Source organism: Salinicola sp. MH3R3-1 (assembly GCF_001937155.1).
Lineage (GTDB): Bacteria > Pseudomonadota > Gammaproteobacteria > Pseudomonadales > Halomonadaceae > Salinicola > Salinicola halophyticus.
The window spans coordinates 123,391-148,643 of record NZ_MSDP01000001.1 but is presented as its reverse complement, the minus strand read 5'-3'; the positions used below and the strand labels follow the sequence as shown (position 1 = coordinate 148,643).

Sequence of the window (25,253 nt, the reverse complement as noted above, 5' to 3'; positions counted from 1 at the left end):
ATTGGCGGCGTTGAGTAGACAAAGTGCCTGAAAAGGCGACAGACGTCAGTGACCGAATTTCTCGTTTTCACCGATATCCGGCTTGTGATCCTTCTTGATATTGGCCTTGGCGAACTCGTAGAGCTGGAACGTCTTGCTGTCCCGCGACTGCCAGTGCTCGCCGAAATGGATGTCGATCTCCATCATGGTGATATCGGGATCTTCCTTGCCACCGGTGAACCACGCCGCCACGAACGGATTCCAGTATTTTTCGATCAGCTCGGGATCATGATTGAGACGCGCCGTACCCGACATCGATACGTAGACGCCGTCATCCTGATCCGAGAAGGAAAGACAGACATCCTGATCGGCTTTCGCCTCGAATGCCTTCTCCGCGCTGCGCCGGGTGTAGAACCAGAGCGTACCGTCGTAGGCATCCTGCACCAGATGCATGGGGCGTGAACGCGGCACGCCATCGTCTAGGGTAACCAACATACCGACCTTGATCTTTTCGATCAGCTTCCAGATCTTCTGCTTATGCTCGGGACTGGACATTATTGCCTCCTGCTAATGTTGCCCTATCCGGGGGTTGTCCCCGTTTCGGGCGATCAACACGCCATCCGGGCGTGAGCGTCTTGCGGCTAACCTATCTGGCGTCGTTGCGATCGACGCGTCTTTCGATCGGCCATCACCACGGCGACCGGTAAAGACTCATAGCAGCCTAGTCGCGCCTTCCCGGTCGGGCAAACCCGCGCTATTCGTTGCGGCCGCTGCCGTTATACTGGTGACGAACCGTGGCTCCGAGCCTGCATCATTCGCCCTCATTCATTCGCCTTCGACCCGGACGCTCATCATGTCCCTGACTCGTCCCTTCTCTCTCGACCACGCCGCCCTGCTGGACGAACTGGCGGCTACCGACAACCTGCTGATCATTCAGGATCTCGACGGCGTCTGCATGGGTCTGGTCGGCGATCCGTTGACTCGACGCCTGGAGCGTCGCTATCTCGACGCCGCGCGCCGGCTCGATGGCCACTTCTACGTGCTGACCAACGGCGAGCATATCGGCTCGCGCGGCGTGAACGGCATCGTCGAGGCGCTATTCGAAACCCGGGACCGCGCCGGTGAACAGGGGCGTTATCTGCCCGGCCTGGCCGCCGGCGGCGTGCAGTGGCAGGATCGCTTCGGCAATGTCAGCCATCCCGGCGTCACCGACGCCGAGCTCGCGTTCCTCAAGGCGTTTCCCGCTCAGGCCGAAGCATTTCTCGAATCGCTGCTGTCCCGGCCGCCCTACTCGCTGCCGCCGGACGTGCGGCGCGATCTGATCGCCGCCGCGGTGCTCGACAACCTGGCGTCGCCGACGCTCAACTTGAACGTCTTCCATCACCACTGGCGGGCCGATCCGGCGCATTACCGGACGCTACAGGCCGCCGTCGCCGACTTCATGCGTGAGCGCCTCGACGCTGCCAATCAGGCCGGTCTCGATGACGCCTTCTTCGTCCACTACGCCCCCAATGCGGGCCAGGACGACAACGGCAATGAACGATTGCGCGAGAGCGACGGCGTTGCCAATGGCAACGCCGGCACTACCGATTTCCAATTGATGCTGCGTGGCGCCGTCAAGGAAGTCGGCGTGCTGATCATTCTCAACCGCTACTACCATCGCCACACCGGTGAATATCCGCTGGGCGAGAGCTTCAACGCCCGGGAAGCGCCTCGCGATCACGCCGCGCTGCTGGCGCTGGCGCGCGATCACTTCGATCCAGCGCTGATGCCACGCCTCGTCGGCGTCGGCGACACCGTGACATCATTCACACAGGACTCCAACGCCGGATCGCAGCGACAGCGTGGCGGCAGCGACCGCGGCTTTCTGACGCTGGTCCAGCAGCTGGGGAAGGCTTTCGCCAGCGGCAACCGGGTGCTCTACATCGACAGCAGCGGCGGCGAAGTACGCCGTGCCGGTGTCGATGCCGAGCGGCTGGCGCGACACGGCGAAGACCCGAGCGTCGAACTCTGGCCGGCGCTGGAGGGGATCAGCGATCCCGATGACGCCCTCGAGCTGGATGTGATTTTCCCCCGCGGTCACGAACAGTACATCGACTTTTTCTGCGAGCTGGTCGCGCGGCGGTGACTCGAAGATGTCGATTCGGGGGCGTTGATTCGAAATCGTCGATCGACAACTTAGATCAGCGCCAGTCCTTCGCGTTTACCAGTATCGTGCCGGAGAAATGATCCAGCGTCGGCACGGGGTTGCTGGAACCGCTGACCGTTTCCAGCACCAGCCCCAGCCGCACGCCGTCTTGGCGCAGCGTGACCAACTCCGGCTCGCTGTCAGTGCCGCTCGATGTCGCGGTCATCTCGGGAGGCAGATCGAAACGCGATGTTGTGGTCGCCGAAGAGACCCGTAACGTTTGCCCTTCCAACTGCAGGCGCAGCATCCGCCCCGATGGCAAAGGCACCTCGGCCACAAGGCCTGCGGACACATCGACGCCGCTCAGCATCAGATCGAAGCCCTCCAGCGCGATCCCCGCCGCGCCTATGTAGACGCGGGAGAAGTAAAGGGATCCGCTGCCGGCACCCCCGACCGTCGACGGGTCAAGCCCCCAGGATCGCGCCACCGTTTCAAGGCTCGGCGCCTTCTGGCTCGACGACGTGTCATTCGATGACGTGTCGTTCGACAATTTGGCGCCGGCCGGTGCCACCCGCGCCAGCGCGTCGACATTCCGAAGATAACCCAGCGCCGCCAGGGCTTCGCCGGTCTGCTGCGGATTTCTCGCGGGCTGCTCGACGATCGCCAGAAAGCGCTCGCTCTGGCTGCGAATCGATGTCCACTCGGCACCCTGCGGGCCGAAGCTCGCCAACAGCATCGCCAGCACGGGAATCGCGGCCATCGGTCGAATATCGCCTCGCCAACGCGGAAAACTCTGCAACGCCGCGATGATCGCCAGCACCAGCGCCAGCGCCGCCAACAGATAGCGCTCCGGTGTCACGCCGTAGGCCCCGATACGCAGTATCAGCGCCATGGTCAGCAACAGCAGTGGCACCGGCAACAACCACGGCCAATAGCGCAGGAAAGCACCCGTCAGCGCCCGCGCCCCGCGCATGAAAGGCCGGCAGATCACCAGCGCAGTCACCAGACAGATACCGAACCCGGAGACAAGCCAGCCGCTTTGACCGCTGGGAAGCGCACCAACCAGCAGACATTTCACGGCATAGACATGCAGGATCACGGCGTAGACGAGAATCAGCGGCGCGGCGACCCACTCGCCGAGCACGCTGACCGCTCTGGCCGACAGCGTATCGAGACGGCAGTCGGCGGCGAGATCGAATCTCCGAGGTATCAATGCCAACCAGAACAGGGGGGCGAACAGCAGCGCCGTCATCGCCGCCAGGTGCGCATAGAGCTCGAACGGCACCTCGAGCCCGAACAGCAGGTTCAGACTGACGAGAACCAGCGAGATACCGCCCCCGAGCAGACTCCAGCCAATGGCGGCGAGCAGAAAGGCGAAGGTCAGGCGACCCAGCAACCCCCGAAACGATTCCCCGCTGCCCCCCGCCAGGTAGGGAGCGACCGGAATCAGCGCGACAAGCGCGAACGCCAGCAGCCACGTCGAGGTATGCAACGCGTCCTGAAACCAGACCAGACAGAACCCGCATGCCCCGGCGATCGCCGCCGCGAGCTGGCGAACGCCCGGCCCGACCCCCTCGCGCCGGCGCGTCACGGCCTCGAAACCCAGCGTGGCCGAAAGCGCGGCCGTCGCGGCACACGCGAGACCCAGCAGCACGCGCCACGCGGCATCCGCCGGGCCGATCTCTTCGATCAACAGGTTGGCGACGAACGTCGCGGCCAGAAGCCACGCGATCACTACCGGGAAGCGCAACAGCACCTCCCGATAGCTGGCCATCTCTCGCAGGCGTTGCCGCCAGCGCTCTTTGCTGCGCGCCGACATACGGTTCGCTGCCTAGATCGCCAGCACCTCGTCGACCAGCGCCTTGGCTTCCTGCTGAATCTGCTTCAGGTGCGCTTCGCCTTCGAAGCTTTCGGCGTAGATCTTGTAGACGTCTTCAGTGCCGGAGGGGCGCGCAGCGAACCAGCCGGCCTCGGTGACGACCTTGAGCCCGCCAATGGCGGCGCCATTGCCGGGCGCTTCGGTGAGCTTGCGAGTGATCGGATGGCCGGCCAGCGTCTCGGCGGTCACCTGCTCCGGTGAGAGCTTGCCCAGCTTGGCTTTCTGCTCGCGGTTGGCCGGTGCGTCGACACGCTCGTAGACCGGCGCACCGAAGCGCTCGGTCAATGCCTGGTAGCGTTCGCCCGGATCCTTGCCGGTGACGGCGGTGATCTCGGCGGCCAGCAGGCCCAGGATCAGGCCATCCTTGTCGGTGGACCAGGGCTTGCCATCGAGTGTCAGGAACGAGGCGCCGGCGGACTCTTCGCCACCGAAACCCAGGCTGCCATCGATCAGGCCGTCGACGAACCACTTGAAGCCTACCGGCACCTCGATCACTTCTCGGCCGATGCCTTCGGCGACGTAATCGATCATCGACGACGACACCAGTGTCTTGCCGATGGCCGCCTTGTCGCTCCAGTTCGGGCGATGGGTGAAGAGATACTCGATGGCGACGGCGAGATAGTGGTTGGGATTCAGCAATCCCGTGGAACGGGCGACGATGCCGTGACGATCGTGATCGGTGTCGCAGGCGAACGAGACATCGAAGCGATCCTTGTTCTCGATCAGCCCGGCCATGGCGTAGGGCGACGAGCAGTCCATGCGGATTTTGCCGTCCCAGTCGACGCGCATGAAGCGGAAGGTCGGGTCGACCGTGGTGGAGATCACCTCCAGCGGCAGATCGTACTTTTCGGCGATCCGCGGCCAGTAGTGAACGCCGGCGCCGCCCAGCGGATCGACGCCGAACTTGAGCCCGGAGTCGCGAATCGCGGCCATGTCGATGACCTTGTCGAGGCCGCTGACGTAGCTGTCGATGAAATCGAAACGCTGGGTCGTCGGCGCTTTCAGCGCTTCGGCGTAACTGATCCGCCGAACGCCCTCGAGCCCGGCGGCGAGCAGTTCATTGGCGCGTTCCTGGATCCACTTGGTCACGCTGGTATCGGCGGGGCCACCGTTGGTCGGGTTGTACTTGAAGCCGCCGTCCGTGGGGGGATTGTGGGACGGGGTGATCACGATGCCGTCGGCCAAGCCGCCGGTGCGGCCCTGGTTGTAGACCAGAATCGCGTTGGAGATCGCCGGCGTCGGCGTGAAGCCGACGTCACCGCCGGTTTCCTCGCAGCCGGCGTCGATTCGCGTCTCGACCCCGTTGGCCGCCAGCACTTCCAGCGCGGAGACGAACGCCGGCTCGGACAGCGCGTGGGTGTCCATGCCGATGAACAGCGGCCCCTCGATGCCCTGAGTGTCGCGGTACTCGCAGATCGCCTGGGTCGTGGCCAGAATGTGCCACTCGTTGAAGCTCGTCTTCAGCGACGAGCCGCGATGGCCGGAGGTACCGAACGCGACCTGCTGACCGGGATCGCTGACATCGGGGCGTTCGCTGTAATAGCGCGACACCAGCCGTGGGATATTGGCGAGGCTGTGTTCGTCGGGCAAGCGTCCTGCTTGGGGATCGATACTCATCGTCGGTTCCTTTCGATGGTCCTTGGGGACAGATTCCCTATAGCAGACCATCATCCCCGCCCGACAAGCAAGATGAGCTCGTCCATGCTGCCGGTCTATTTGAAGCCTACGGTCATCCCCCACTCATCCGATCTGCTCATCCCCGCCATTCACTCACGCCAGCCATCCGCGCCATTCACTCGCGCCAGCCATCCGCGCCAGCCATCCGGCCCGGTCGGCCGGACTGCAGGCTTTGTCAATCGTTACTGGCAGCTGGTCGCCACGGCATCGCGATCGGCCGCTGCCTCCGGCCGCGTCCTGACGGCCACCAGGATCAGCGCAGAGGCGGCCAGCAACAGCGTGCCGGCCGTCGCGCACACGCCCAGCACGCCGCTGATATCGAACATCACCCCGCCGACGGCGGCCCCCAGCGCGATCGCCAACTGAATCGAGGCCACGATCAAGCCACCGCCGCTCTCGGCTTCGTCCGGCACGATCCGGGTGATCCAGGTCGACCAGGCAACCGGCACGGCGCCGAAGGCGAAGCCCCACAGCGCCACCATGATGGCATCTGTGGTCATCGAGAAGCCGCCCAGCGTGGCCAGCAACCAGCCCATCACGCCCATGATCAGCGGCATCATCAAGAGTGTCAGACGCAGGCTGCGCTCGAGCAGGTAACCCGCGGCCAACGTGCCGACGAAGTTGGCGACACCGAACGCCAACAGGGTCGACGAGAGCTCGTTGATGCCCATGCGGGAAACGCCTTCGAGAAACGGACGGACATAGGTGAAGAACGCGAAATGCCCGCAGAACACCAGCAGAATGGCCACGATGCCGGCCGCCATGCCTGGTCGCTTCATCACGCTGACCAGCGTACCCAGCGGCGTCGGCCGTCCGGGCTCCATTCGCGGTAGGGTGAAATACTGCAGGACCAGCGTCACGACCGACAGTGCCGTCGCCAGCAGGAACACGTTGCGCCAGCCGATCATATCGCCGAGATAGCTGCCCAGCGCGGCGGCGCTGATGGTGGCGATAGGGACTCCGGTGAACAGCAGCGACAGCGCCCGCGGCACGTCATGCTCCGACACCAGCCGCATCACCGTAGCGGCGGACAGTGCCCAGAACCCGCCCAGCGCCACGCCGAGCAGTACCCGGCCGACGAGCAGCCAGGCCAGGTGCGGCGCGAACGCGACCACCAGATTGGCAGCGATCATCAGCACGGAGAATCCCAGCAGCACGTGGCGACGATCGAGTCGCTGCGTCACGGAGGTCACCAGCAAGCCGGAGAGCAGCGCAACCACTGCCGTCACCGTGACCGCCTGCCCGGCCTGACCTTCGCTGATGGCCAGCGAGTCCGCCATCGGGGTCAGCAGGCTGGCCGGCAGAAATTCCGCCATCACCAGGCTGAAAACGCCCATCGTCAGTGAAAACACGGCGACCCAAAGCGATGGCGTGGGCGGCTCGGGCGTCGAGAATTGAGTGTCTGGCGTCGTCATTTCGAGATTCCAATCAAGACTTGGGATGACGCCTAGACTAAAGTAGTATCGCAGGATCCTCTATCACTAAAACTCCGGCATGATTGATCAAACGTCCGAAATCATTGCGCCCGTCGATGCTCCGTTGCGCTCCAGCGAATGGATCAATGAGCTGCTGCTGGGCATGCGGCTGTCCGGGCTGAACTATCGGCGCGTCCAGATAGCCCCGCCTTTCGGCATCCGTTTCGATACCGATATCCGCTGTGCGCAATTTCATTTCGTCGCCCAGGGGCCTGTCCTGCTACGGCTCGGCGGTGACGAACAGATTCTGGAGACAGGCGATGCCGTGCTGCTGCCCCGGGGCGGCCAGCACTGTCTGCTCTCGTCGTCCGAGGTAAAGAGCCGCGACATCGAACAGATCGACGCGCTGCCGCTGTGTGATGACTTCAGTTGCGTCAATGAATGCCCCGACACGCTGGACGGCACGCCACCGGTACGCCTGTTCAGCGGCTGCATGCAGTTCGATCTGGGCGGTATGCAGCCGCTGTTGACGCTGATGCCCGCGGTGATGCATGTCGGCACCCTGCTCTCGCGCTACCCGGAGATGCTGCCGATGCTGGAGGCGATGGCGCGCGAAGCGAGTCTCGAGCGGGCTGGCGCCGCCGGCATTCTCTCGCGGCTGGCCGATGTGGTGGCTGCCAGCATCGTGCGTGGCTGGGTCGAGTGCGACTGCGCCGATATCGGCGGCTGGATCGAGGCATTGCGGGACCCGCGCCTGGGCAAGGTCATCGCCGCCGTCCACCGCGAGCCCGGACGCGACTGGACGGTCGCTGCGATGGCGGCAGAAATGGGCAGCTCGCGCTCGGTGTTCGCCGAACGCTTCCGCGGCTCGCTAGGCGTCTCGCCGCTCGGCTACGTCACCCAGTTACGGATGCGCCTGGCCGCGCAGTGGATCGCCGAGCGGCAGCTATCCATCGATCAGATTGCCTGGCGCCTGGGCTACGGGTCTCAAGCCGCGTTCAGTCGCGCGTTCAAGCGCGCCACGGGCAGGACGCCGGGGGCAGTTCGCAGCCACCGATGAATAGGAACTCACTGTGGCGCCACGCCATCGGCGTGATCTACCCGGCGAAGAAGCCGGCGTCCATCATGTCAGGCGCGAACCGTCACGGACGCTTTCCGCGATCGTTGTGCCGCCTCCGCCGTTCTCACTAGACTGTAGCGACTGCCTGCCACGACGGATCGCCATCATGCCCCTGTTTAACCGTGACCGACTTTTTCGCGGGCGAACGCCCGAAGCTCCGGGCGATATCGTGCACGACGACACCATTCGGCTGCCGACGGAGCCCGGCGAGACACGGCCCCTTAAGACACAGGCCTTTAAGACACATGCCTTTAAGACACAGACCCTCGAAACAGAGGCCGTCGCCCCTCAGGACGTGAGTGCGCATCAGGGCGTCTACAGCGACGAGCGCTTCTGGCGCAAGCTGACTCGCTTCGGCAAGCGCGCCGGCCGCGAGGTGGCCCTGAAAGCGCTGCAGCTCTATTTCGTGCTCAGGCGCCCCGACGTGCCGTTCTGGGCCAAATCGACCATCATCGGTGCGCTGGGTTATTTCATCTCGCCGCTGGACGCGATTCCCGATTTCATCGTCGGTGTCGGCTACACCGACGATGCCAGCGTCCTGGCCGCAGCGCTGGTGGCGGTGTCGATCTACATCGATGAAGACATCAAGCTTCAGGCGGAGTCCGCCCTGGCGCACTGGTGGCCAAACGAACGCGAGACATGAAATCGTACCGGTCGCCTCTTGCCGGTTCAGCGACTTTTTTTGTACACAAAAACGCTCTAGAGTAGATCGCCAAAGAGAGACAACAACAAAAGACTTTGGAGTATTCAATGACTCATGACACCGCCGCGGCGCGTCGAAATTCGGACAGCCAAGGCCGCCACCATGCTGAAGACAGCGAAAGTCGGTTACGCGACGTCGACTATTTCCCGCCGCTGAGAAAAGCCATTCCACTTGGTATACAACATGTGCTGGCGATGTTCGTCAGCAATGCTGCCGTGCCACTCATCATCGCCGGCGCCGCGGGCCTGTCCGGTGCGGATACCGTGTTCCTGGTGCAGATGGCGATGTTCGTGGCGGGCATTGCCACGCTGGTCCAGACGCTGGGTATCGGCCCGCTGGGAGCGCGCCTGCCGATCGTGATGGGGACCAGTTTCGGCTTCGTGCCGGTGATGATCCCGATCGCCGCGGCCCAGGGCCTGCCGGCGGTCTTCGGTGGGGCGCTGATCGGCGGTCTGGCCATGGCGGTGGTAGGGATTTTCTACAAACGCCTGAGCATCTTCTTCCCGCCGGTGGTATCCGGCACCTTCGTGCTGCTGATCGGCATTTTGCTGCTGCCGGTCGGTTTTGCCTACGTCGGCGGCGGCGTCGGTGCCGAGGATTTCGGGGCACCGCATCATCTGTTGCTGGCCGCGCTGGTTTTCATCGTCACGGTGGCGTTTCACCAGTTCTGCCGCGGGTTTCTCTCCGAAGCCGCGGTGCTGATCGGCATTCTGGTCGGCTGCGTGGTCGCGGCACCTTTCGGTCTGCTCGATTTTTCAAAGGTCGGTGAGGCGAGCTGGTTCCAACTGCCGATGCCGTTCGAAATCGGCATCAGCTTCGACCCGGCGGCGATTGTAGCGATCACGCTGATGTCGGTGGTTACCTGCGCCGAATCGATCGGCGATATCTCCGGAACGGCGATCGGCGGTGCCGAGCGCGAGGCCACCAAACGCGAACTGTCCGGTGGCGTGATGGCGGACGGTCTTTCCAGCAGCTTCGCGGCACTCTTCGGCGCCTTCCCTCAGATCAGTTTCAGTCAGAACGTGGGTCTGGTCGCCCTCACCGGTGTCGCCAGCCGCTTCGTCGTCGCCATCGGCGGCGGGTTTCTCGTCGTGGCGGGTCTGGTTCCCAAACTGGGCGCGCTGGTATCGGCGATTCCGGCTGCCGTTCTGGGCGGAGCGGTAATCATCATGTTCGGCATGATCGCCAGCGCCGGGGTGAAAATGCTCTCCCACGCGGCCTTCAACAAGCGCAACATGCTGATCGTCGGCATCTCCCTGGCGCTGGCAATCGGTCTGCCGGCTCAAAGCGGGCTGTACGAAGGCGCGCCCCAGCAGATCAGGGTACTGCTGGAGTCGGGGCTGATCCCGGGGGCACTGGCGTCGATCGTGCTCAATCTCGTGTTGCCCAAAGAGAGCCGTGACTCCAGCAACGATCGATGACCGCGTGTCTCGACAATGATTGGCAAGATTTCACCGGTGGTGAAGACAACCCATCGCCGATCGGTCTACCCTGGATTGGTTAGACGTGAATGAAATTGGGCCAACTCGGCAGCAAGGAGTATGCCATGGGCATTTATTGCCTGACATTCGACAGGCCGCTGGGAAGAATGGACAGCCACCGACTGGAATCGATGCTCAAACGCTTCGAGTCCATACCGCTGTTTCGCACGACCTGGCTGATCGAGTCGACCGACCCGATCGAGTTCCTGCGCTCTCGACTGAACCGGGCCTTCGGCAAAAAGACCCGTTTCTTCATCACACGCTTGAGCGAACCCTGGTGTACCGACGGTATCGGACCGGCCGGCAAGTGGCTGAGCGACTCCCAGCGCCAGTGGTAAATCGATCAGCGGCGCAGACGAAAGCTCAGGCCTCGGCTGCGTCCCGCACGCCCTGAGAGTCCTTGGCCAGTTTGCAGCGTACCAGTGCCGCCATCAGCTTGGGGTAATCCTCCCGCGAGACCTTGTTGGCGAGCTTGGTGGCATCGGCCTTGAGTCCCAGCTTCTCGGCGGCGGAAAGCGCGGCCTTGTCGGCGTAGGGATAGCACTCGTCCCAGACCAGCTGGATCTCGCGCAGAAAGATATCGGCCCCGGTGCCACCGATTCCCTTGAACGCCTTGAGTCGCTTGCGAAGCGCCTTCGGGCTCCCTTCCGCTTCCTCTCGCAGCTTGCGCAGATCGCCGCCGTACGTCTCCAGCAGTGCGGCGTTCATGTCCGCCAGTTGGGTCGCCGTCTTTTCGTCGACGCGCGCATAGCCGGATTCGTTGAGCACCCGCGCCCGGGTTGCCCAGTCGCTGGCCTTCAGTTTCTGCGGCGTCGTCCAGCCGGCCTTGGCCATCGCTTTGGCACCGCGCATCGCCAGATCGGCACTGATCGGCGCACTGGTCAGCAGCGAGTAGCAGAGCAGACGAAACAGCGGTGACGGCGTGTTCCTGCGCAGATCGACGCCCAGCTCACTGGCGAAGGTTCGCCCATGACGCTGCATCAGCGTCTCGATGATCCGTTTTTGACTGGCCATGCTAGCTGCTGGAAGCGAAGACGGAGTTTCAACGGCGATAGAGTTCCAAAGATGATAGAGCTTTAAAGATGATAGAGCTTCAACATGGCACCATCACGCCGGCTGTCAAATCCGCAGGGAGTGTCGTCAGCGAGTCGCGAAGGCAGCTGCCAGCGACCGGCCTTGAGATACACCGCTTGCCACCTCATATTGCCCATTCTTCAGCGTTTCACACCGGAGTCCCATGTCTTTCGATACCACTGCCCACAACCGTCGGATGACCTACTTCGACGACCACGACTCGGTATGGCTATTCGGCTACGGATCGTTGATCTGGAAGGCAGATTTCGACTATCTGGAGCGTCGACCGGCCTCGATTCGCGGCTGGACGCGGCGCTTCTGGCAAGGCTCTCACGACCATCGCGGCACGCCGGAAGCCCCGGGGCGGGTGGTAACGCTGGTGCCGGACGCCGAGGCCATCTGCCACGGCATGGCCTACCGCATTCCCCCCAGCGTGTTCGAGCCGCTGGATATCCGCGAGAAGAACGGCTACTTGCGCGTCGTGACAGAGATGAGCTTCGAGGATGGCTCCGCAGACGATGTCGAGCAGGCCGAGGGTGTGGTGTATCTGGCCGGGGAGGATAACGCCGCCTATCTCGGCCCCGCCGATGAAGCAGCCATGGCCCGGCAGATCGCTGAATCGCATGGCCCGAGCGGCCCCAACCGGGACTATCTGCTCAACCTCGCCGCGGCGCTACGCGAGCTGGGGTTCGAGGACGCCCATGTGTTTGCCCTGGAGCGCGCCCTGCTCGCGGAGTGAAGGGTGTCTCCGATCACTCGCACGGCGGGTGATCAGGCCATTCGTCAGTGACCGTTGCCGGATCTGAGTTTCTTGATCAGTTGCACCACGCCGAGCACGATCGCGCCGGCGATCAGACCGCAGCTGAAGTTCAACAGCATCGGCGTCAGCGGTTGAATGATCGCGCCGACACCCGGGATATCACCGGGCAGCTCGGCAAGATCCTCGATGGCATGGTGAATGAAGGGGACGCCGTGCGTCAGGATGCTTCCGCCGACCAGGAACATCGCGATGGTGCCGACGATCGACAGCAGCTTCATCAGATAGGGGGCGGCCCACAGAATCCCGCGACCGATTGATTTCGCCAGCGACGAGGCTCGCTCGGTGAGATAGAGACCGAGATCGTCGAGTTTGACGATACCGGCTACCAGGCCGTAGACGACCGCAGTAATGGCAATCGCAATGATCGCCAGGACCACGACCTGCTGGGTGAAACTGGCACTCGCCACCGAACCGAGCGTGATGGCGATGATCTCCGCCGAGAGAATGAAATCGGTGCGTACGGCGCCTTTGATCTTGTCCTTCTCGAACGCCAGCCGCTCCTCTTTCGATTTCAACTGCGCGGCAGCTCGGACGTCTTCCTTGCTCGCCTCGGCACCACCATGCAGAAACTTGTGAGCCAGCTTTTCCGCGCCTTCGTAACAGAGAAACGCACCGCCCACCATCAGCAGCGGCGTGATCAACCAGGGCGCAATCACACTGATCAACAGCGCCGCCGGCACCAGAATCAGCTTGTTGCGCAGCGACCCTTTCGCCACCGCCCAGACGATCGGCAGTTCACGGTTGGCGCGAACGCCGGTGACCTGCTGGGCATTGAGCGCCAGATCGTCGCCCAGAACACCTGCCGTTTTCTTGGCGGCCACCTTGGTCATGAGGGAGACGTCGTCGAGCAACGTGGCGATATCGTCGAGTAGTGTCAGTAGACTGCCTGCGGCCACGAAGAATCCTCTATCGGTCGGTCAAGAAACGGGCGAGAGCGCCAAGCGTAGCGGAAATTCTCAAGGAGACGTGACGATTTTCGCCAACGCCTGCTGCAAGGGTTCTGCCGACTCCGGCCGCACGCAACGCGCAACCTCTTCGCCGTCACGAAGGAAGATCAGCGTCGGCCAGAGTTTGACGCCAAATGCCCGCCCGAGCGGTCGGCCCTTGCCGTCCTCGATCCTGAAATACGGCAGATCATCGAGCCCCTCGAACGCTTCGGCGATCAGTGGCTGGGCAGCCTGACACCAAGGGCACCAGGGCGCGCCGAATTCAACGACTGCCGGGCCGGTAATGTCGCGCAGCGACTCCCGGTCGGGTTCGTCGGTGGTGTAATCGATAGTCATGTTCTCTCCTCGAACGTGATTGCCTCGCGCCCTAGACACTGTAGCTGTAAAAACACGAAACCCTCGCCGACAGCGAGGGTTTCGTCATGGTGTCAATGGCAAGCGCGGCGAGACGACGGTTCGGGCAAGCCGGATCGGGAGGCGAGCGTCAATCGACGTCCAGACGTTTCAACCCGCGAGCGAATGCCTGCCAGCGCTCGACGTAGTGCGCCGCCGACGCTTTCAACCCCTCGACCGCCTTGTCATCGAGCGTGCGCACGGCTTTGGCCGGCGCGCCGACGATCAACGAATTGTCCGGAAAGGATTTCCCCTCGGTCACCAGGGCGTTGGCACCCACCAGACAGTTATTGCCGATCTCGGCGCCGTTGAGCACGGTCGCGCCCATGCCGATCAATGTATTGTCGCCCAGGGTGCAGCCGTGAAGGATCGCGTGGTGGCCAATGGTGCAGCCCCGACCGACACGCAGCACGAAACCGGGATCGGTATGCAGCATGCAGCCTTCCTGAATATTGCTACCCTCGCCGACCACGATCCGATCGTTGTCGCCACGAATCACCACGTTGAACCACACGCCCACGTCCGCTTCCAGTTCGACCTGACCGATGACATGGGCGCTCGGCGCGATCCAGTAGCTGTTGTCGTCCGGTAGCGTCGGTACCGCATCGAAATAGGCATAGACAGGCATGTCAGGGCTCCGTCGGGGAAAGTGAACCCATCCTCGCCTGCGCCGGCGTTCACTGCCAGCCGACTTTAGCGCTAGAGACAGGCCCGGGAACGCGAGAAAGCCCCGCTACCGATCTGATACCGGGGCTCTCGATCATTCGGCACCTTCACGCGGCATTCAGACTGGCTCGTCGTCCTGCTTGTCCTCGCTGGTCACGGAGGAGGTAACGCTGGTGCCACTGTAGGAATTCTGATGCTGGCTGGCTTCGCTCTCCGCAGCCATGGAAAACGGCAATACGGCGGAGACGACGATGGCGGCCAACATCGAAAACAGTTTATTGAACGCTTTCATGACCACTCCTCTTTCATGACCACTACTGGAATAAAAAGACGCCCTGCGACGTTTTGCCGCGACGCCTAGTTAGCATGCTAAACAGATTGCCATTCGTCAAGCTCGGAATGGTCGAATGCCGCTGACCTTCTCATTCAGCCAGCCTTCCATCGCAGTCAGCCAGCGATCATTGCTCCACCCACGCCTCGATTCCCACCGTCTTGGGCACGGAACGAAGCACTTCCGTCAACCTCCGAGCGTCTTCCGAGTGGCAGCCGCTGTCATGGTTCAGCACGGCCTGTTCACCCTCACTGTTCGTCCAGGTGACCGTGTAGTGGGAAAGATCCGTCGCACGCGGGCCGCAGTCCGGCGTGTCGATTGTTGTTCCCATGGCTGGCTGCCACGAAGAAAGCTGGCGTTTGACAAGCGCAAAGCGCCCGGGATCGCTGACCCGTACCCGCTCGCCCTCGAGAGCCGTGAACTGCTCCCCATGGAAGCGGGTGGTGCCGTCCTCACTGAGGCCGAGGCTGTAGACCGGGCACATGCCATGACACGGCCCGACCTGATAACGGATCTCGGTCACCGGCGAAGCGTTTGCTGTCGGCTCGCTGCCTGAGAGTGTTCGCTGCTGGCTGCATCCGGCGATCAGTAGCGCGACCCATGCCATCGCCAGACAGCAGGCGGTTTGTCGTGTCATGTCATTTCCCTCGGCGTTTCAATGGTGGCAGCCGGCTCGCTCGAAGCCGACCGAAGAAAGCAGCCGGCTCCCTATGGACGTCGCGAACGATTTGGACGTCTCGAACGATTCGAACGTCTCGGACGACTTGGAGACGTTTCGAACGGCGCCTGGGCCCGCTTGAATGGCGGCTTTCTCTGCGACATCCTATCCTCTAACGGTAGCGAGCGCCGCGTACATCCATCGATGTTGTAAAAATCCGTCATTTCCTGACAGAACGATGATTTTGTTGAACAAAGAGACGTTTCCGACGTACACCGCCGTACCTGGCCTCTGTCATAATCATGGCACTAACGCCGCGACCTCATTAAACTGTCGCCCTAGTCGCGTTCGCGCCTGTCCGTATCCATCAGACAGAGAACCTTCATGAAATTGCGCCACGGCATGACATTCTGTTCCAGCCTGCAGACCCAGTCTGGAGCCGAATCCAGCGACACCCAAAACGTCGACGTCGTCCTCATCGGCGGCGGCACCATGAGTGCCACCTTGGGAACTCTGCTTCAGTCATTGCAGCCCGACTGGACCATCCACCTCTACGAGCGTCTGGACAAGGCCGCCGAAGAGAGCTCCAACGTCTGGAACAATGCCGGCACGGGGCATTCGGCGTTTGCCGAGATGAACTACACCTCGCCTCAACCCGATGGCAGCGTGGATATTCAGCGCGCCATCACCATTACCGAGCAGTTCGAGGTTTCACGTCAGTTCTGGGCAAGCCAGGTCCGTGAAGGCGTGCTGGCCAATCCGCGCTCCTTCATCAATACCGTTCCGCACCTGAGCTTCGTCTGGAGCGGCGAGCGCGTATCGTTTCTGAAGACGCGCTTCGAGGCGATGCGCCAGAATCCGCTCTATGCCGGGATGGACTATTCCGACGACCCGCAGAAAATTTCGGAGTGGATCCCGCTGGTCATGACCGGCCGCGATACGGATGAACCCGTGGCCGCGACCCGCATGCCGATCGGCACCGAGGTCAACTTCGGCGAGATTACCCGCCAGATGATGAACTCGCTGGCCCGCCGCGACAATTTCCACCTTTCCGTCAACACCCAGGTCCGCGATCTCGAGCGCAACCGGGACGGCAGCTGGAAAGTCACCGTGGCCAATACCAGCGACGGTGAAAACGAGCGCAGCGTCAACGCGCGGTTCGTGTTCATCGGCGCCGGGGGCGCGGCACTGCCGCTACTGCAGAAATCCGGTATTCCCGAAGCACGGCAATATGGCGGTTTCCCGGTTGGGGGGCAGTTCCTCTTCACGACCAACCCGGAAGTGGTCGCCAAGCACGACGCCAAGGTCTATGGCCTCGCGCCGGCCGGCTCGCCGCCGATGTCTGTACCGCATATCGACAAGCGCATCCTCGATGGCACCCCGGCAATCATGTTCGGGCCGTTTGCCACTTTCTCGAGCAAGTTTCTCAAGAACGGCTCCTGGACCGATCTGATGCGCTCGGTGACGCCCAACAATCTGTGGCCGATGACCAAGGTCGGCATCAACAACATGGATCTGGTGCGTTATCTGATCAGCCAGCTGCGCATGTCCGAGAGCGGCCAGTTCAAGGAGCTTCAGAACTATTACCCGGAAGCTCAGCGTGACGACTGGAAACTGTGGACTGCCGGCCAGCGGGTGCAGACGATCAAGGATGTCGAAGGCAAGGGCGGCACTCTGCAGTTCGGTACCGAACTGGTGACCGGCGCGGAAGGCTCCATTGCCGCTCTGCTGGGTGCCTCGCCGGGTGCCTCCACCGCCCCCTCGATCATGCTCACGCTGCTGGAAAAGGTTTTTCCCGAGCAGATCGCAAGCCCCGAATGGCAAGCCAAGTTGAAGGCGATGATTCCTTCCTTCGGCAAGGCGCTATCCGACAATCCGCAGCTGCTTTACGACGCTCGTGCGATGTCGCGTGAACTGCTCGAGCTCACCGAACCGGATCTCACCACGACGCCTGCAGCGCCTAGCTCGGAACCGGAAACCAGCGGCAGCTGAGCGGGATCGATGGCTACCGCACAACGATGACGCCCGCCTTGGCAGAAGCCAGGGCGGGCGTTCATGTTTGCTCTCGATGAATCAGGATTACGCCGAATAGAAGGACAACTCGATGTTCGATGCCATGTCGATGTTCAATGCCATTGTGGTGGAACAGGAAAACGGTCGAAGCAACGCCAGCCTCAAGCCGGTGAACGAAGCCTCGTTGCCGGCGGGAGACGTCCATATTCACATCGAATGGAGCACGCTCAACTACAAGGATGCGCTGGCGATTACCGGCAAGGGGACGATCGTGCGTCACTTCCCCATGGTGCCGGGCATCGATCTTGCCGGTGTCGTCGAGCACAGCGAGCATCCCGAGTGGCGTGTCGGTGACCGGGTTCTGCTCAACGGCTGGGGTATCGGCGAGAGGCATTGGGGCGGGCTGGCGCAGCAGGCACGCGTCAACGGCGACTGGCTGACGCGGATGCCGGCAACGCTGGATAGCCGCCAGGCCATGGCCATCGGCACCGCTGGTTACACGGCGATGCTCAGTCTGCTGGCGCTTGAACGGCACGGCCTGACACCGGAGCACGGCGAGGTACTGGTGACCGGCGCCAACGGCGGCGTCGGCAGTTTCGCCATCACCCTGCTGGCACAGCGTGGCTACCGCGTGATCGCGGCCACCGGGCGGCCGCAGGAAGCCGCCTTCCTCGAACGCCTGGGTGCCGCCGAGATCATCGACCGCCAGACACTGTCGGAACCGGGCAAGCCGCTGGCGAAAGCCCGCTGGGCCGCCGCCATCGATTCCGTGGGTAGCCACACCCTGGCCAACGTCTGCGCGCAGATTCAGCCGGACGGCCTGGTCGCCGCCTGCGGACTGGCGCAGGGCATGGACTTTCCCGCCAGCGTCGCGCCTTTCATTCTGCGTGGCGTGAGCCTGCTGGGCATCAACAGCGTCACCCGCCCCCAGGAAGAGCGGGAGCGGGCCTGGGCCAGACTGGCGCGGGATATCGACGCCGCCGTATTGGACGAGATTTCACGAGACATCGGCCTGAGCGACGCCATCGAGGCCGCCGATCAGCTTCTCGCCGGCCAGGTTCGGGGCCGACTCGTGGTCGACGTGAATCATTGATTCTGCCGCCCCGTCCCGGAACGCTGATGAAGCCAGGCCGGGCGCGTACTCAGTGCCCGGCATCGCCGCCGTCGATCACGTTCAGCTTCGACAGCATCTCGTAGGCTGCCTTCACGCGCGCATCGTTGGGATAGTTTTTGTTGGCCAGCATCACCAGCCCGACCTGCTTGCCGGGTACGAGAACGACGTAGCCGCCGAAGCCGTTGGTGGAGCCGGTCTTGTTGACCCAGACGTCGTCCCGCGGCGCCTGCGCTTGCGATGACCGAGATGACTCGATCGCCTCAGCCGCGTTGGGCTTCAGAATCATGTCGTAGCCGTTGCCGGCCAGCAGCGTGTCCAGCGAGACGGGTAGCGGATACTGCTCCCAGATCAGATCCTGGGTCATGTCGCCGACCTGGAAATAACCCTGGCGCGTGGTGTCGATCGCCAGCTTCAGGTCGTCGTCGATCTCGAGCAGACCGAGATTGGCCTGGACGAGTCTGGCCAGATCGCCGGCGGTGGTCTTGATGCCGTAGGCCTCGTCATCGAGCACGCCGGGCGCCACGCGAATCGGCTGGCCATCCTTGCTTTCGCCCATGGCGTAATCGGCCATCTGGCTATCGGGAACGTCGTACCAGGTGTGCTGCAACCCCAGCGGATCCAGCACGTGCGCCCGCATCGCCGGCACGAACTCGCTGTCCAGGCTTGCCGCCGTCTCCACGCCGAGCAGACCGATACCCAGGTTGGAGTAGGTGCGCACCTCGCCGATCGCCTCGGTCGGCTGCCACTGACGGAACCAGCTCATCAGCGAGTCGCGGTCCGTCACCTCGTCGGGCACGAATAGCGGCAACCCGCCGGTGGTATGCGTGCCCAGATTGCGCCCGGTGATCTCGTCGAACGCGCTGCCCTCGAGCGTCGGCAGATAACGACTGACCGGCGCCTCGAGATCGAGCTTGCCCTCGACGGCGGCGAGTGATGCCAGCGTGGCGGTGAACGTCTTGCTGAGCGAGCCGATCTCGAACAGAGTCTCGTCATCGACCGATGCCCCGCCATCACGGTCGGCGACGCCGTAATTCAGAATCTGCGTGCCCTGCGGACGCACCACCGCCACCGCCATGCCGGGAATGCTCTGCTGGCGCATCAGCGACTCGATGACCGGATCGACGGCACCGCGAACATCGCCGTCATCGCCCTCCGCCAACGCCAGACTCGATGAGCCCAGTAACAGCAACGACACTCCCAACGTGATTCCTTTCATGACGATTTCGATCCTCGGCAGTGCGCGCCGACGGGCATCGTCGGACGCGGAAAACGATGCCGCCAATCATGCGCAAAAAGCTGGCAAACCGAAACCGTCGTCGATCGGCTACAGCAGCTTGTCCAGCGTGATCGGCAGATCACGAACGCGTTTGCCGCAGGCGTTGTAGACGGCATTGGCCACTGCCGCGCCGACGCCGGTAATACCGATCTCGCCAATGCCGTGGGCGCCCATGGGCGTGTGCGGGTCGGGAATATCAGTCCACATCACCTCGATCTCCGGCACGTCCATCTGTACCGGGACGTGATAGTCGGCGAGGCTCGGGTTCATCACCCGGCCACTGCGCGGATCGAACAGCGTCTCTTCCATCAACGCCAGACCGAGACCCATGATCATGCCGCCGCGGAACTGGCTCGTCGCCGTCTTGGCGTTGAGAATCCGGCCGCAGTCGAACGACCCCAGCAGACGGCGTATGCGTACCTCGCCGGTCACCGAATTCACACCCGCCTCGCAGAAGATGGTGCCAAAGGAGTGCATCGACCAGTTGGCGAGCTCTTCCGACCCGGCGGCGTCCGCCTGCACAGAGAGTTCGCTCTGCCCGGCACGCGTCAGAATCTGCGCGTAGGTCTCGAAACGCGAGCCATTGCCGAGCGCACCCAGGCCTTCGTCGCGGCATTCGATCTCGTCCGGCGAGAGACCGGACAGCGGCGAATCCTGCCCCACCAGCGCCAGCAATTCCGCGACCAGCGCCCGCTGCGCGGCAATCACCGCACCGCCGATCGCCGCCGTCTGCTGTGAGCCGCCCGCCAGCACGCTTCCGGCCAGATGCGAATCGCCATAGTGGAAAGCGATCTTCTCCACCGGCAACCCCAGCCGCGCGGCGGCGACCTGGGTCTGCACCGTCGCCGTGCCCATGCCCATCTCGTGCGCGGCGATGCCAACGGTCGCGCCGTCAGGCGTGAGCGTGATGCGTGCCGCCGCGCCGGGCATGCGGATATAGGGGTAGGTGGCCGTCGCACAGCCCATCCCGATCTGCCATTCACCTTCGCGTCGACGACCAGGCGTGGCGCTGCGCTCGGACCAGCCAAAGCGCTCGGCGCCGCTGCGAGCCGCTTCCAGCAGGTGACGCGAGGAGAACGCCAGCCCGCTGGTGGGATCACGCTCCGGCTCGTTGCGGCGTCTGAGCTCCAGCGGATCCATGCCGAGCTGATCGGCCAGCTCGTCGAGCGCCGATTCCAGCGCGAAGGTGCCCACCGATTCGCCCGGCGCGCGCATGAAGGTATTGGCGAGCATGTGCATGTCCGCGACGTCGATCGACAGTCGGATATGGTCGGCCGCATACAGGCACTTGGTTGCCTGGAAGAATGGCTCCGGCAAGTTGTTGTGCTGCGTCATCGCAGCGATGCCGGAATGAATGAGCGCCTGCAGCCTGCCCTGCTCGTCCGCGCCGAGGGCCACCCGCTGTTCGGTGCAGGCCCGCCCGCCGACGACGCGATAGACGCCCTCGCGCGACAGCGCCAGCCGTACCGGGCGATCCGCGAGCTTCGCTGCCGCCGCGGCCAGAATCTGGTGCTGCCACAGCGCCTTGCCGCCGAAGCCACCACCCACGAACGGTGAAGTGATGTGAATCTGCGAGGTCTCGATGCCGAACACCTCGGCCAGCGACGCCACGGCCAGATCGACGCACTGGGAGGCATCGTGAATCCGCAGCGTTTCACCCTCGCGCCCACTCTCATCCCCATCTCCAGTCGTCCAGGCCAGTGTCAGCGCATGGGGCTCGATGGCGTTGTGATTGTGGCGCGGCGTGGTGTAAGTGGCATCGATTTGGTGTGCTGCCGCTTCGAACGCGGCGTCGGCATCGCCGACCGTGATCTCCGCCGGCCCGCCCAGCACGTTGTCCGGCTGACGCGCGTGGGTCTTCGCCAGCTCGAAATCGGTCATCGCCGGCTCAGCCGCGTAATCCACCCGAATGCTTTCGGCGGCGGCATCGGCCTGTTCCTGGGTCTCGGCCAGCACCAGTGCCACCGGCTGGCCGTTCCAGTGGACGCGATCGGTCTGCATGATCGGATGATCGTCGCCGGCGGCGCCGTTGGGTGAGCGGAGAAAGACCGGCGGCGTATTGAGCCGCGGCGCGTTTTCGTGGGTCATCACCAATACCACGCCGTCCATCGACTCGGCTTCACGCCGATCGATAGCCAGGATCCGGCCGTTGGCGATGGCGCTGTAAACCAGTGCGGCATAGACCATGCCCTCGAAGGTGAACTCGCCGGCAAAGCGCGCGCTACCGGTGACCTTCTCCGCCCCGTCGACACGCGACAATGGCGCGCCGATTCCGATTCGCCATTTCTCGCTCAGCGGATCCGGCCGGCCCTCCGGGCGCCAGTAATCGCCGGCCAGGGCGACGCCCGCGGGTTGGTTATCGCCCGATCGTTCTTTATCGAGAGCACTCATGCCTCACCTCCATTACGCGCATCGGCGATACGCCGCGACAGCTCCGCGATCAGCGTTCGTCGCGCCAGTTCGACCTTGAAGGCGTTGCCCGGCAGCGGCCGGGCATCGATCAGCTCGGCGTCGACGGCGGCGGCAATCGTCGCCTCGGTCGTAGGTTGGCCACGCAGCGCCGCTTCTACCCGCGACGCACGCCACGGCTTCGTCCCCACGCCGCCCAGTGCCAGGCGTACGTCCTGGATCGTTTCGCCGTCGAGTTCGACCATGGACGCCACAGACACTAGCGCAAAGGCGTAGCTGGCGCGGTCGCGCACCTTGCGATAATCCGAACGGGCCGCCATCGGCAGCGGCGGCAACTCGACCGCGACGATCAGCTCCTCGGGCTGCAGTTCGGTTTCGAGATCCGGCCGCTCGCCCGGCTCACGATGGAGCTCGGTGATCGCCAGCTGCCGTTCCCCCTCGGGGCCGCGTAGATGAATGCGAGCGTCGAGCGCCGCCAGCGCCACCGCCATGTCCGAGGGATGCGTGGCAATGCAGGATGGTGACGTACCCAGGATGGCGTGATAGCGATGGAAACCCTCGAGCGCATCACAGCCCGCGCCCGGCTCGCGCTTGTTGCAGCGGGCCGCCACGTCGTAGAAGTAGGCGCAGCGCGTGCGCTGCAGCAGGTTGCCGCCGACGGTCGCCATGTTGCGAATCTGCGCGCTGGCGCCGCTTAGAATCGCGCGGGCCAGCACCGGATAGCGGCTGCGCACGCGAGCATCGCCGGCCAACGCCGAATTGGTGACGGCAGCGCCGATGATCAGGCCGCCGTCACCGGTCTCGTCGATATCGCGGGAGAGTCGCGTCACGTCGATCAGGGCCTGCGGACGCTCGACGGTCTCGCGCATCAGATCGACCAGATTGGTGCCGCCACCCAGATATTTCGCTCGCCGGGAGCGCACGGCCTGCTCGATCGCCTGTTCACTGTCAGCGACCTGATGATAATCGAAGGCGTTCATCGCGTTATCTCCTCACCTAGCTCCTCACCCAGCTCCTTGGCGAGCCCGGCGGCAATCGCGTCGGCGATGCCGTTGTAGGCGCCGCAGCGGCAGAGATTGCCGCTCATCCGCTCGCGCAGCTCGTCGCGATTCCATTCGATCCCGTTCGCCGCCAGGTCGGCCGTGACGGCGCTGGGATGGTCACGCTCGAGTTCGCCGATCATGCCCACCGCCGAACAGAGCTGGCCCGGCGTGCAGTAACCGCACTGGAAGCCGTCGTGTTCGATGAACGCCGCCTGCACCGGATGCAGCGTACCGTTCTCGGCCAACCCTTCAACCGTGGTGATCGCGCGGCCCTGATACTGAACCGCCAGCGCCAGACAGGCGTTGATGCGTTCACCGTCGACCAGCACGGTGCAGGCGCCACAGGCGCCCTGGTTGCAGCCCTTCTTGGTGCCGCTGAGCTGGAACTGCTCGCGGAGCAGATCGAGCAGTGACGTTCGGAAATCCACCTCGGCCTCCCGAACCTGGCCATTGATCGTCCATTGCATATCGAGCCTCGGGTCACGGTTGCGTTTATCGTTATGAACCAACTTCGAGCTTAGACCTCTTCGATGAGCGAGAAAGGGCGACACTCACCCGACTGTTCGCGGCGTCCGCGGGGGTGCGGATATTCACTCCCTCCTCGGCATATCCATCGATTTCGTCGTCCAGGCGCCTGACCAGATCCGTCATCAACCGTTTGCCGATGCGCTCGGTCATGGTGGCGGCCAGCGAGACGGACTCGAGCCGAATCCCGGCGCTTTCCACCCATGGGCCGAGATGCCTGACCCCGCAGGCCGCACGCTCGGCATCGCCCGTGTGGAACACCACCACGCGCCCGGTTCGAGAGCGCTCGAGCAAGGGCGACAGCAGCAAAAGCGGTGCCAACAGATGAAAGCGAAACGGCAGGCTGCGACGCACGAGCGGTGATTCCGGCGCGGGTTCACTCGAGCGTGGATCGGCATCCAGGATCAGCAGATCGAGTCGCCCATGGGTCGCCGCGATATGATCCGCCACGCGCTGTAGCGCGCCGGCGTCGTCCAGAAGCAGCATTTCCGGCGGGATGTATTCCGTTGCCTCCGGCGGGGTTTCTGACATGGCCTCCACCACGTCGGTCGCCGCCGTGTTTTCGGGGGTCTCGAATGGGACTACGCCCAGCTCGGCCCGGCCATCAGAGCCGATGAGCAGCGTGATGCGCGGATAGCAGGTCATCCAGAATCTCCGATCCGTCGTCAGATTGATTTCCAATCCCTGTCGAAAACCCTAATATGTCCGCTGATCCTACATAATCCCCGACGTTATCCTACGTTTACCAATGACAGGCTAAAGCGACGCTGCATGTCTTCCTCCTCTTCAAACGCGCCCTCACTGGGCGAATTCCTGCGCACCCGACGCGCCGCCGTCACGCCGGAATTGGCGGGACTCCCGCCGGGTCGTCGGCGGCGCACGCCGGGCCTTCGCCGCGAAGAGGTCGCCACTCGCGCCAGCATGGGCACGGCCTGGTACACCGCACTGGAACAGGGGCGCAACGTTCAGCCTTCCGATCAGGCGCTGGCCTGTCTCGCGCGCGCCCTGCTGATGACCGAAACCGAGCGCGAACACCTCTATGCGCTGGCGGGGCGGCCGGCACCGCCGCGCGCCATCGACAATGGCTCGACGATCAACCCGATTCTTCAGCGTCTGCTGGACCGAATGGAGCCGGACCCGGCCTACGTCATGGACGCCTACTGGGAAGTGATCGCCTGGAACCGGGCCGCGGCGCAGCTCTTCGATATCGAGCGCACCGGGGATAAGCATCCGCGCAACAAGCTCTGGTGGGTCTTTACTCAGAAGCGCATCGAAACGCATGAGGCCGACTGGCTGAGATCCGCCCGCACGCTGGTGTCGATCTTTCGTAGCCAGGCCACGCGCTACGCCGGCGATCCGCGCATGCGCCAGTTGATCGACGACCTGCTCGAGGCGAGCGACGTCTTTCGCGAACTCTGGGCCGAACAGGACGTGCTCGACCTAGGCAGTGGTCGCAAGTCGATGCAGCTGCCGGATGGCAGCAACCGGGAGTTCGATTATCTGCCGCTCAGGATTCCCGATCTGCCCGGCGCCTGCCTGATGATCTATCTGGGGGTGGAGTGAGCGCTCGATCGAGGCGCGAGGCTTTCACGATACCGATGC

The 25,253-nt window shown here is 63.5% G+C and carries 24 protein-coding genes; 9 read left to right on the top strand and 15 right to left on the bottom strand.

Annotation, left to right across the window (positions count from 1 at the left end; translation table 11 throughout):
• Positions 1-45: 45 nt before the first annotated feature.
• The gene (locus tag BTW08_RS00680) at positions 46-534 is read right to left on the bottom strand and encodes a pyridoxamine 5'-phosphate oxidase family protein (protein ID WP_075560580.1); all 489 of its coding nucleotides are present in this window, start codon (positions 532-534) and stop codon (positions 46-48) included.
• Between the two features lie 298 nt (positions 535-832).
• Between BTW08_RS00680 and stpA the strand changes: the two genes are divergently transcribed.
• Entirely contained in the window at positions 833-2,107 is a 1,275-nt protein-coding gene (gene stpA, locus BTW08_RS00675) for a glucosylglycerol 3-phosphatase (RefSeq protein WP_075560579.1), read from the top strand.
• A gap of 55 nt (positions 2,108-2,162) precedes the next feature.
• On the opposite strand, the gene BTW08_RS00670 is transcribed toward stpA, so the two are convergent.
• From BTW08_RS00670 to BTW08_RS00660, 3 genes are all read right to left on the bottom strand, one after another.
• Entirely contained in the window at positions 2,163-3,926 is a 1,764-nt protein-coding gene (locus tag BTW08_RS00670; RefSeq protein ID WP_075560578.1) for a DUF4153 domain-containing protein, read from the bottom strand.
• A 12-nt stretch (positions 3,927-3,938) separates the two neighbouring features.
• Positions 3,939-5,603, bottom strand: a complete 1,665-nt coding sequence (gene pgm, locus BTW08_RS00665) for a phosphoglucomutase (alpha-D-glucose-1,6-bisphosphate-dependent) (protein ID WP_075560577.1) — start codon at positions 5,601-5,603, stop codon at positions 3,939-3,941.
• A gap of 242 nt (positions 5,604-5,845) precedes the next feature.
• Positions 5,846-7,078 carry an MFS transporter gene (locus BTW08_RS00660; RefSeq protein WP_075560576.1) on the bottom strand — a complete coding sequence of 411 codons (1,233 nt, stop codon included), beginning with the start codon at positions 7,076-7,078 and terminating at the stop codon, positions 5,846-5,848.
• Between the two features lie 79 nt (positions 7,079-7,157).
• Between BTW08_RS00660 and BTW08_RS00655 the strand changes: the two genes are divergently transcribed.
• The 4 genes from BTW08_RS00655 to BTW08_RS00640 all read left to right on the top strand — a co-directional run bounded on the left by BTW08_RS00655 (position 7,158) and on the right by BTW08_RS00640 (position 10,720).
• A complete protein-coding gene (locus tag BTW08_RS00655; RefSeq protein ID WP_075560575.1) occupies positions 7,158-8,138 on the top strand; it encodes an AraC family transcriptional regulator in 981 nt (326 codons plus the stop codon).
• Positions 8,139-8,304: 166 nt separating this feature from the next.
• Positions 8,305-8,841: a YkvA family protein gene (locus BTW08_RS18755; RefSeq protein WP_083627608.1), complete on the top strand. Its 537-nt coding sequence runs from the start codon at positions 8,305-8,307 to the stop codon at positions 8,839-8,841.
• Positions 8,842-8,948: 107 nt separating this feature from the next.
• Positions 8,949-10,322 (top strand): nucleobase:cation symporter-2 family protein, encoded by a 1,374-nt coding sequence (locus BTW08_RS00645; RefSeq protein ID WP_075560574.1) that lies wholly within the window; start codon positions 8,949-8,951, stop codon positions 10,320-10,322.
• Between the two features lie 125 nt (positions 10,323-10,447).
• A complete protein-coding gene (locus BTW08_RS00640; RefSeq protein WP_075560573.1) occupies positions 10,448-10,720 on the top strand; it encodes a hypothetical protein in 273 nt (90 codons plus the stop codon).
• 25 nt (positions 10,721-10,745) lie between these two features.
• Here BTW08_RS00640 and BTW08_RS00635 read toward each other — a convergent pair whose 3' ends face one another.
• Entirely contained in the window at positions 10,746-11,396 is a 651-nt protein-coding gene (locus BTW08_RS00635; protein ID WP_075560572.1) for a hypothetical protein, read from the bottom strand.
• Between the two features lie 223 nt (positions 11,397-11,619).
• On the opposite strand from BTW08_RS00635, the gene BTW08_RS00630 reads away from it, so the two are divergent.
• Positions 11,620-12,195 carry a gamma-glutamylcyclotransferase gene (locus BTW08_RS00630; RefSeq protein ID WP_075560571.1) on the top strand — a complete coding sequence of 192 codons (576 nt, stop codon included), beginning with the start codon at positions 11,620-11,622 and terminating at the stop codon, positions 12,193-12,195.
• Positions 12,196-12,239: 44 nt separating this feature from the next.
• On the opposite strand, the gene BTW08_RS00625 is transcribed toward BTW08_RS00630, so the two are convergent.
• The 5 genes from BTW08_RS00625 to BTW08_RS00610 all read right to left on the bottom strand — a co-directional run bounded on the left by BTW08_RS00625 (position 12,240) and on the right by BTW08_RS00610 (position 15,250).
• Positions 12,240-13,172: a DUF808 domain-containing protein gene (locus BTW08_RS00625; RefSeq protein WP_075560570.1), complete on the bottom strand. Its 933-nt coding sequence runs from the start codon at positions 13,170-13,172 to the stop codon at positions 12,240-12,242.
• Between the two features lie 60 nt (positions 13,173-13,232).
• Positions 13,233-13,559, bottom strand: a complete 327-nt coding sequence (locus BTW08_RS00620) for a thioredoxin family protein (RefSeq protein ID WP_075560569.1) — start codon at positions 13,557-13,559, stop codon at positions 13,233-13,235.
• Between the two features lie 148 nt (positions 13,560-13,707).
• Complete coding sequence (locus BTW08_RS00615) at positions 13,708-14,244, bottom strand: gamma carbonic anhydrase family protein (protein ID WP_075560568.1); 537 nt, start codon at positions 14,242-14,244, stop codon at positions 13,708-13,710.
• A gap of 156 nt (positions 14,245-14,400) precedes the next feature.
• Positions 14,401-14,574, bottom strand: a complete 174-nt coding sequence (locus tag BTW08_RS19070; RefSeq protein WP_157957535.1) for a hypothetical protein — start codon at positions 14,572-14,574, stop codon at positions 14,401-14,403.
• Between the two features lie 166 nt (positions 14,575-14,740).
• Positions 14,741-15,250 (bottom strand): DUF6438 domain-containing protein, encoded by a 510-nt coding sequence (locus tag BTW08_RS00610; protein WP_075560567.1) that lies wholly within the window; start codon positions 15,248-15,250, stop codon positions 14,741-14,743.
• A 405-nt stretch (positions 15,251-15,655) separates the two neighbouring features.
• On the opposite strand from BTW08_RS00610, the gene mqo reads away from it, so the two are divergent.
• Positions 15,656-17,263 carry a malate dehydrogenase (quinone) gene (gene mqo / locus BTW08_RS00605; protein WP_075560566.1) on the top strand — a complete coding sequence of 536 codons (1,608 nt, stop codon included), beginning with the start codon at positions 15,656-15,658 and terminating at the stop codon, positions 17,261-17,263.
• Between the two features lie 112 nt (positions 17,264-17,375).
• Positions 17,376-18,377 (top strand): MDR family oxidoreductase, encoded by a 1,002-nt coding sequence (locus tag BTW08_RS00600; RefSeq protein WP_348638905.1) that lies wholly within the window; start codon positions 17,376-17,378, stop codon positions 18,375-18,377.
• 49 nt (positions 18,378-18,426) lie between these two features.
• On the opposite strand, the gene ampC is transcribed toward BTW08_RS00600, so the two are convergent.
• The 5 genes from ampC to BTW08_RS00575 all read right to left on the bottom strand — a co-directional run bounded on the left by ampC (position 18,427) and on the right by BTW08_RS00575 (position 24,296).
• Positions 18,427-19,614 carry a class C beta-lactamase gene (gene ampC / locus BTW08_RS00595; RefSeq protein WP_075560565.1) on the bottom strand — a complete coding sequence of 396 codons (1,188 nt, stop codon included), beginning with the start codon at positions 19,612-19,614 and terminating at the stop codon, positions 18,427-18,429.
• A 108-nt stretch (positions 19,615-19,722) separates the two neighbouring features.
• Entirely contained in the window at positions 19,723-22,065 is a 2,343-nt protein-coding gene (locus tag BTW08_RS00590) for a xanthine dehydrogenase family protein molybdopterin-binding subunit (protein WP_075560564.1), read from the bottom strand.
• Positions 22,062-23,063, bottom strand: a complete 1,002-nt coding sequence (locus BTW08_RS00585; protein WP_075560563.1) for a xanthine dehydrogenase family protein subunit M — start codon at positions 23,061-23,063, stop codon at positions 22,062-22,064. The genes BTW08_RS00590 and BTW08_RS00585 overlap by 4 nt, the downstream gene beginning before the upstream one ends.
• The gene (locus BTW08_RS00580; protein ID WP_075560562.1) at positions 23,060-23,593 is read right to left on the bottom strand and encodes a 2Fe-2S iron-sulfur cluster-binding protein; all 534 of its coding nucleotides are present in this window, start codon (positions 23,591-23,593) and stop codon (positions 23,060-23,062) included. Before BTW08_RS00580 ends, BTW08_RS00585 begins: the two co-directional genes overlap by 4 nt.
• Positions 23,594-23,624: 31 nt before the next feature.
• Complete coding sequence (locus BTW08_RS00575; protein ID WP_139313547.1) at positions 23,625-24,296, bottom strand: hypothetical protein; 672 nt, start codon at positions 24,294-24,296, stop codon at positions 23,625-23,627.
• A 126-nt stretch (positions 24,297-24,422) separates the two neighbouring features.
• Here BTW08_RS00575 and BTW08_RS00570 point away from each other — a divergent pair, with 126 nt between their 5' ends.
• Positions 24,423-25,214 carry a helix-turn-helix domain-containing protein gene (locus tag BTW08_RS00570; RefSeq protein WP_075560560.1) on the top strand — a complete coding sequence of 264 codons (792 nt, stop codon included), beginning with the start codon at positions 24,423-24,425 and terminating at the stop codon, positions 25,212-25,214.
• The last annotated feature ends 39 nt before the right edge of the window (positions 25,215-25,253 follow it).

Coding starts and splice junctions, on each gene's coding strand:
- BTW08_RS00680 (WP_075560580.1), bottom strand. CDS start 534: ATGTCCAGTCCCGAGCATAAGCAGAAGATCTGGAAGCTGATCGAAAAG.
- stpA (WP_075560579.1), top strand. CDS start 833: ATGTCCCTGACTCGTCCCTTCTCTCTCGACCACGCCGCCCTGCTGGAC.
- BTW08_RS00670 (WP_075560578.1), bottom strand. CDS start 3,926: ATGTCGGCGCGCAGCAAAGAGCGCTGGCGGCAACGCCTGCGAGAGATG.
- pgm (WP_075560577.1), bottom strand. CDS start 5,603: ATGAGTATCGATCCCCAAGCAGGACGCTTGCCCGACGAACACAGCCTC.
- BTW08_RS00660 (WP_075560576.1), bottom strand. CDS start 7,078: ATGACGACGCCAGACACTCAATTCTCGACGCCCGAGCCGCCCACGCCA.
- BTW08_RS00655 (WP_075560575.1), top strand. CDS start 7,158: ATGATTGATCAAACGTCCGAAATCATTGCGCCCGTCGATGCTCCGTTG.
- BTW08_RS18755 (WP_083627608.1), top strand. CDS start 8,305: ATGCCCCTGTTTAACCGTGACCGACTTTTTCGCGGGCGAACGCCCGAA.
- BTW08_RS00645 (WP_075560574.1), top strand. CDS start 8,949: ATGACTCATGACACCGCCGCGGCGCGTCGAAATTCGGACAGCCAAGGC.
- BTW08_RS00640 (WP_075560573.1), top strand. CDS start 10,448: ATGGGCATTTATTGCCTGACATTCGACAGGCCGCTGGGAAGAATGGAC.
- BTW08_RS00635 (WP_075560572.1), bottom strand. CDS start 11,396: ATGGCCAGTCAAAAACGGATCATCGAGACGCTGATGCAGCGTCATGGG.
- BTW08_RS00630 (WP_075560571.1), top strand. CDS start 11,620: ATGTCTTTCGATACCACTGCCCACAACCGTCGGATGACCTACTTCGAC.
- BTW08_RS00620 (WP_075560569.1), bottom strand. CDS start 13,559: ATGACTATCGATTACACCACCGACGAACCCGACCGGGAGTCGCTGCGC.
- BTW08_RS00615 (WP_075560568.1), bottom strand. CDS start 14,244: ATGCCTGTCTATGCCTATTTCGATGCGGTACCGACGCTACCGGACGAC.
- BTW08_RS19070 (WP_157957535.1), bottom strand. CDS start 14,574: ATGAAAGCGTTCAATAAACTGTTTTCGATGTTGGCCGCCATCGTCGTC.
- BTW08_RS00610 (WP_075560567.1), bottom strand. CDS start 15,250: ATGACACGACAAACCGCCTGCTGTCTGGCGATGGCATGGGTCGCGCTA.
- mqo (WP_075560566.1), top strand. CDS start 15,656: ATGAAATTGCGCCACGGCATGACATTCTGTTCCAGCCTGCAGACCCAG.
- BTW08_RS00600 (WP_348638905.1), top strand. CDS start 17,376: ATGTTCGATGCCATGTCGATGTTCAATGCCATTGTGGTGGAACAGGAA.
- ampC (WP_075560565.1), bottom strand. CDS start 19,614: ATGAAAGGAATCACGTTGGGAGTGTCGTTGCTGTTACTGGGCTCATCG.
- BTW08_RS00590 (WP_075560564.1), bottom strand. CDS start 22,065: ATGAGTGCTCTCGATAAAGAACGATCGGGCGATAACCAACCCGCGGGC.
- BTW08_RS00585 (WP_075560563.1), bottom strand. CDS start 23,063: ATGAACGCCTTCGATTATCATCAGGTCGCTGACAGTGAACAGGCGATC.
- BTW08_RS00580 (WP_075560562.1), bottom strand. CDS start 23,593: ATGCAATGGACGATCAATGGCCAGGTTCGGGAGGCCGAGGTGGATTTC.
- BTW08_RS00575 (WP_139313547.1), bottom strand. CDS start 24,296: ATGACCTGCTATCCGCGCATCACGCTGCTCATCGGCTCTGATGGCCGG.
- BTW08_RS00570 (WP_075560560.1), top strand. CDS start 24,423: ATGTCTTCCTCCTCTTCAAACGCGCCCTCACTGGGCGAATTCCTGCGC.